Source organism: Rhizobium sp. SVR5-9E, assembly GCF_056755095.1.
Genome location: NZ_JBNDHS010000226.1, coordinates 1 through 858, shown reverse-complemented (window position 1 = coordinate 858; position 858 = coordinate 1). Strand labels below are relative to the sequence as shown.

Genomic DNA, 858 nt, shown 5'->3' with positions numbered 1-858 from the left:
TCACCGGTGCTGCCGGCAACGACACGCTGGATGGCGGGGCTGGCGGTGATACCATGCTCGGCGGCACGGGCGACGACATTTACATCGTCGACACCGCCACCGACGTGGTGACGGAAGTGGTTGGCGAAGGTAACGACACAGTGAATACCGGGCTTGCGGCGCTGACGCTTGCCGCCAATGTCGAGAATCTCATTTATACCGGAACCGGCAATTTTACAGGCACCGGCAATGCGCTCGCCAACACGATCACCGGCGGCAATGGCGACGACACGCTGAACGGTGGGGCGGGAGCCGACACGCTGATCGGCGGGACCGGCAACGACATCTATGTCGCCGATAGCGCTTCCGACGTGATTGTCGAGAATGACGGGGAGGGCACCGACACGGTTCGGACGGCGTTGGCAAGCTATACGCTTGCCGCCAATACCGAGAACCTGACCTACACCGGCAAGGTGGCATTTGCAGGCACTGGAAACGCCCTGAACAATACGATCGCCGGTGGTGCCGCTGCCGATACGCTATCGGGTAGCGACGGTGACGATACGCTGGACGGCAAGGCTGGCGCCGACATCCTGATCGGCGGCACGGGCGACGATACCTACATCGTCGACAACGCCGCCGACGTCCTGACAGAAAATGCCGACGAGGGCACCGATACCGTCAAGACGGCACTGGCCGCCTACTCTCTTGCATCCAAGGCGAATATCGAAAACCTGACCTACACTGGAACTGCCGCGTTTACCGGTACGGGCAATGCATTGAACAACATCATCGCGGGCTCTCTCCTGGCTGCGAATACGCTTGATGGCGGTGCTGGGGCGGATACGCTGCGGGGTGGCCGTGCGAACGACACATACA

General features: G+C 61.4%; 1 protein-coding gene. It reads left to right on the top strand.

Annotated elements, in window-relative coordinates:
- On the top strand, nt 1-858 hold an 858-nt coding region (locus ACPYOJ_RS34540; RefSeq protein ID WP_481420254.1), incomplete at both ends, for a calcium-binding protein.